The sequence below is a fragment of the Vibrio sp. 1401 genome, assembly GCF_033340295.1.
In genome coordinates, this window is record NZ_JAWOWF010000097.1 from 1 (window position 1) to 3,563 (window position 3,563).

The 3,563-nt window shown below is 39.5% G+C and carries 8 protein-coding genes; 5 read left to right on the forward strand and 3 right to left on the reverse strand.

Going from position 1 to position 3,563, the window contains the following annotated elements; genetic code table 11:
• Positions 1-134: 134 nt before the first annotated feature.
• The 4 genes from R7Z77_RS23735 to R7Z77_RS23750 all read left to right on the forward strand — a co-directional run bounded on the left by R7Z77_RS23735 (position 135) and on the right by R7Z77_RS23750 (position 1,732).
• Positions 135-527 carry a type II toxin-antitoxin system RelE/ParE family toxin gene (locus R7Z77_RS23735; RefSeq protein ID WP_224723981.1) on the forward strand — a complete coding sequence of 131 codons (393 nt, stop codon included), beginning with the start codon at positions 135-137 and terminating at the stop codon, positions 525-527.
• Positions 517-804 carry a NadS family protein gene (gene nadS / locus R7Z77_RS23740; RefSeq protein ID WP_029946694.1) on the forward strand — a complete coding sequence of 96 codons (288 nt, stop codon included), beginning with the start codon at positions 517-519 and terminating at the stop codon, positions 802-804. Before R7Z77_RS23735 ends, nadS begins: the two co-directional genes overlap by 11 nt.
• Positions 805-820: 16 nt before the next feature.
• Positions 821-991: a hypothetical protein gene (locus R7Z77_RS23745; RefSeq protein ID WP_005398424.1), complete on the forward strand. Its 171-nt coding sequence runs from the start codon at positions 821-823 to the stop codon at positions 989-991.
• Between the two features lie 522 nt (positions 992-1,513).
• Positions 1,514-1,732 (forward strand): cold-shock protein, encoded by a 219-nt coding sequence (locus R7Z77_RS23750; protein WP_213965042.1) that lies wholly within the window; start codon positions 1,514-1,516, stop codon positions 1,730-1,732.
• Positions 1,733-1,877: 145 nt separating this feature from the next.
• Here the strand turns inward: R7Z77_RS23750 and R7Z77_RS23755 are convergent, their stop codons facing one another.
• The 3 genes from R7Z77_RS23755 to R7Z77_RS23765 form a co-directional block, all read right to left on the reverse strand.
• Entirely contained in the window at positions 1,878-2,162 is a 285-nt protein-coding gene (locus R7Z77_RS23755; RefSeq protein WP_001166141.1) for a type II toxin-antitoxin system RelE/ParE family toxin, read from the reverse strand.
• On the reverse strand, positions 2,152-2,391 hold the full coding sequence (locus R7Z77_RS23760) for a CopG family ribbon-helix-helix protein (RefSeq protein ID WP_001139687.1): 240 nt from the start codon (positions 2,389-2,391) through the stop codon (positions 2,152-2,154). The genes R7Z77_RS23755 and R7Z77_RS23760 overlap by 11 nt, the downstream gene beginning before the upstream one ends.
• A 95-nt stretch (positions 2,392-2,486) precedes the next feature.
• Positions 2,487-2,702 (reverse strand): hypothetical protein, encoded by a 216-nt coding sequence (locus R7Z77_RS23765; RefSeq protein WP_318136861.1) that lies wholly within the window; start codon positions 2,700-2,702, stop codon positions 2,487-2,489.
• Between the two features lie 158 nt (positions 2,703-2,860).
• Here R7Z77_RS23765 and R7Z77_RS23770 point away from each other — a divergent pair, with 158 nt between their 5' ends.
• Positions 2,861-3,109 (forward strand): hypothetical protein, encoded by a 249-nt coding sequence (locus R7Z77_RS23770; protein WP_005398517.1) that lies wholly within the window; start codon positions 2,861-2,863, stop codon positions 3,107-3,109.
• Positions 3,110-3,563: the final 454 nt, after the last annotated feature.

Here is a 3,563-nt window from a genome sequence, read left to right on the forward strand (position 1 = left end):
GACCATGCAAGTAAACAACTTGACGCAGCAGCTCCAGTCGTTGGAAAAGCAATACAGCAAGAGCAGTCGTTAGCACGACAAAATCGCAGAGGTCGAGGTTTCGGATTTAATCGTTAATACATTTGAAAACACGCTTGCCAGGAGTACAATGTACTCCTATTCTTTTGGGAGAGGATCGGGTTATTAGCTACGCATTAGAGTTTATTGAAACGCCATTGTTTGAATCTCAGCGAAAAGAGATGCTCACGGATGAAGAGTTTCGAGCGTTGCAGTCAGACATCATCAAAAACCCAGAAATGGGATCGTTGATTGTCGGAACGGGAGGGCTAAGAAAAGTTCGCCTTGCTGGAGAATCGACAGGTAAGAGTGGTGGTTATCGAACGATTTACTTACTGATCCAACCTGATGTTGTCTATTTGGTGTTGCTGTACAAGAAAGGGAGAAAGGACTCTTTAACTCAGAAAGAGAAGAATCTCCTTAAAGAAGTGTCGAGGTCGATTAAGAGAGAGTATGACAATGAGCAATAGTATTTTTGATGAACTTTATACATCGATGAAGCAAGCCGAAGCGATTGCAAAAGGAGAGCAGACTCCTGCGAATGTCACTCGTTATGAGATTGCCGATGTTAAAGCGATCCGAGCACAACTGGATGTCAGCCAAAAAGAGTTGGCACAAGCGATGGATGTGAGTATTGATACCGTGAAAAGTTGGGAGCAAGGACGGAGAAATCCGACAGGTTTAGCAAGCAAAGTCCTGACTCTACTCTCTAAAGAGCCAGAGCTTTATGCGAAGTTTTCAGTTTAAAGATTAAGAGGTGTCTATGAGTGCAGCTGTTACTTTTGAGCAATTCTGTCAGCGTTACGAGTACGATCCGAGAAGTTCGTTATCTCGCTTTGAATATGAGAAGTACAAAGAGAAGAAGTACAAAGAGAACTTGGAGATAGCTAACGAGCTGATCACCAAAGATGCCATCGATAAGATGAAAACATAGAAAAAACGCCCTTAGAGGGCGTTTTTTGTTTCAATCGAACAGCGAACTTTTTGCCCTGTAAATCGCTCTGAAAGCGTCACAAACTTTCAAAGTGTTTCAGGGGTGTCTACGCTAGGTTTTCTTGCTAAAACAGCGTGTAGAGCGTTTTAGAGTGTCGGAAGCATGGTTTCTGATGCCTAACTTACGGATTTACCATAATAGGAATAATGAACACTAAAAAAACTTCTTTATTTTTGATGAGTTATCGATGACCAATTTCCATTTTTTGTTAGTAGAACCTAAATGATTTTTGTGATCTCTGTCAAAAAATCATTTACATCATATGCAGATTAGGTAATACTAGCTTCGCTCTGCTGTTCAGAGTTATTAAATGCAAAATCCAGTTGTAAAAGTAAAGCCCTCAGAATTTCTTCGTAATTGTTGTTTTCCTCAGCGTTTCCCTTAGCTTCATAGATACATTAAATAATTCAATATCTTAGCACTTCGTATTTCGCGATATAATTAATTTAATAAGGGACAACAATGTCTAATTCAAATAAAGTAACTGGTTTAGTTAAATGGTTCAACGAAAGTAAGGGTTTTGGTTTTCTTACTCAAAGTGATGGTGGCGATGATGTTTTTGTTCACTTCAATGCTATTGTATCCGATGGTTTTAAAACTTTGATTGAAGGTCAACAGGTTACATTTAATGTTGAGAGAGGCCAGAAAGGCCTGCAAGCAGCTAATGTCTGCCTTGCTTAACGAACGAATTTAAAAAAAAGCCCCAGCGAGTAGCTGGGGCTTTTTTTTATCTTATTTGGTGTTAATTTACCGTAACGTCACTTTGTGCGAACCGAAGACCACTTACAAGAAAGGCTCCTGATGGGTGCCTTTCTTAGTTATTGAGTTACCAAAAATCTGGTTGATTCATGCGTGTAGGGAACACCCTTAGTATCTCAATGCGATTATCTTTGACTCGATAAGGTATTATGTAAGGAAACTTTTGCAAGATTAGTTCTCTTGTTCCGAACACTCTCCCTGGTCGTCCCATTGCTGGGTTTGCTTTCAGGAGTTCTGTTAGTTCGTGAACTTCTTTAACAAAGTCCCTTGCTGACTGAGGGTTTTGTTCCTGTAAGTATTCAGCTGAATGCTCTAAATTGATTAATGCTTTTTTTAGCCATTTAATCTGCATTCACACCCCACTTAGAGAAAGCACTTTTCACATCATCTGCACTAGCAAAATGACCTGCATCAGCTTCGCTAAGAGCTTCTTTAATTTCATTTATCTGCCAAAGCTCACGCTCTAAGTAATCTTGGATAGCTTGGTTTGTTATCCAAGACTTTGTTCTGCCTGTTGATTCAGCAAGCTGCGTTAACTTTTGCTCGATATCGTCAGGAATTCTTACCGACATAGATGGCATGGTGGTCTCCCTCTTGTATTGCGTTGTATGCATTGTAATACAAGAGGGAGGGTTTACCATAATAGGAATAATCACCACCACAACGTTATGTTGCTTTAAATTATGATCTTCTTTGCTTCGATTTGAAGCCATTCAAATGTGTTTTCGGGCTCTCCATGCATTTCCATTTGATGCCAAAGTTTTTCAAATGACAAAATAGTGACTTGTAGAGCAACTTCTTCATTTCCAATTTCCATTGTTAAATTTTCGAGAAGTTTAATCGTATGAGCATCTACTAAAGTGTCGTATTTTTTTATTTCACACAGAGCCATAAAACAATACTCACAAAGTGGTGATATGCATGTAACTTTATAATAGTACTCAATTGCGTATATAGTGGTTTTTTTTGGCCTAAGTCTATTAAGAACGTTCAATTGCTCACACAAACCTAGTCTTAAATATGATGTGTATGAGATAAATGGGATAAAGCGTGAAACTAAAAATTTATTTTAAAACATCGAATAACAAAGGCTTTGAAATCGCATCATATCAAGAACATTACGAGACAATTGTTGCTCAATGGCTTTCGTTAGGTCGTACACTAGAATCGAGTTCTTTTTTCCTTGTGCTGTACGATGATGATGGTAAGTGTGTAGATGCCAAATATCTTTCAAAAAATAATTTTAGTCGATTGCTGATAGAGTGGGACTGCTTTGGTTTAAAAGAAAGTAATGAGTAATTTAACGTAACACTCGCAGTGCGAACTGAACGATAGAACGCAAAAGGTCGCCATTTGGCGACCTTTTGACAACTGGCAGATACGAAAAACGCCTCCCTTTGGGAGGCGTTTTTCTTGAGGATGTTCATTACCTTAGAAAAGGAATCGTTGAGATCCCTGCTCTTTGGTTGTAATCTCAATCCCCAGATGTGACAAAACCAGCTTTGGCGAGCTGGCTTTGATCGGAATACTTACTGGTTTGACGGCCTGTGTAAGTCCTTTCATGATAGCCCATATCATTTAAGCACTTCAAGTATTCCTGCACTCTGTTTGGACTCAAGATGTTTTGGACAGAGCGATGCGCATCAGCCACCGACCAAGGGAAGTTCCAAAGGTGGCAGGTAAAGGCACTAATCAAAACTTGCGAAAGCACGATAAAACCGCTCTCTTGTAGCTGCTAGAGGGAGAACTGCGG

What these genes read in the sequence shown, in the direction of transcription:
- R7Z77_RS23765 (WP_318136861.1), bottom strand. Translation starts at nt 2,702, where the DNA reads ATGGCTCTGTGTGAAATAAAAAAATACGACACTTTAGTAGATGCTCAT.
- R7Z77_RS23760 (WP_001139687.1), bottom strand. Translation starts at nt 2,391, where the DNA reads ATGCCATCTATGTCGGTAAGAATTCCTGACGATATCGAGCAAAAGTTA.
- nadS (WP_029946694.1), top strand. Translation starts at nt 517, where the DNA reads ATGAGCAATAGTATTTTTGATGAACTTTATACATCGATGAAGCAAGCC.
- R7Z77_RS23750 (WP_213965042.1), top strand. Translation starts at nt 1,514, where the DNA reads ATGTCTAATTCAAATAAAGTAACTGGTTTAGTTAAATGGTTCAACGAA.
- R7Z77_RS23755 (WP_001166141.1), bottom strand. Translation starts at nt 2,162, where the DNA reads ATGCAGATTAAATGGCTAAAAAAAGCATTAATCAATTTAGAGCATTCA.
- R7Z77_RS23745 (WP_005398424.1), top strand. Translation starts at nt 821, where the DNA reads ATGAGTGCAGCTGTTACTTTTGAGCAATTCTGTCAGCGTTACGAGTAC.